This window comes from Shigella sp. FC1967, assembly GCF_001743005.1.
Taxonomy (GTDB): domain Bacteria; phylum Pseudomonadota; class Gammaproteobacteria; order Enterobacterales; family Enterobacteriaceae; genus Proteus.
In genome coordinates this window covers 1-381 of record NZ_MIIZ01001341.1, presented here as the reverse complement: position 1 = coordinate 381, position 381 = coordinate 1, and the positions used below count along the sequence as shown (strand labels likewise).

The following is a 381-nucleotide window of genomic DNA, read 5'->3' as shown; positions in this document are numbered from 1 at the left end:
TCCTGGCTGTCTGAGCCTTCCCACTTCGTTTCCCACTTAACCATGACTTTGGGACCTTAGCTGGCGGTCTGGGTTGTTTCCCTCTTCACGACGGACGTTTAGCACCCGCCGTGTGTCTCCCGTGATAACATTCTTCGGTATTCGCAGTTTGCATCGAGTTGGTAAGTCGGGATGACCCCCTAGTCGAAACAGTGCTCTACCCCCGAAGATGAGTTCACGAGGCGCTACCTAAATAGCTTTCGGGGGAGAACCAGCTATCTCCCGGTTTGATTGGCCTTTCACCCCCCATCCACAAGTCATCCGCTAATTTTTTCAACATTAGTCGGTTCGGTCCTCCAGTTAGTGTTACCCAACCTTCAACCTGCCCATGGATAGATCACC

At 52.2% G+C, this 381-nt stretch carries 1 rRNA gene; it reads right to left on the bottom strand.

Annotated features, from left to right (window positions below):
* A 23S ribosomal RNA gene (locus BHE89_RS21795) occupies positions 1 to 381 on the bottom strand; the annotation flags it as partial.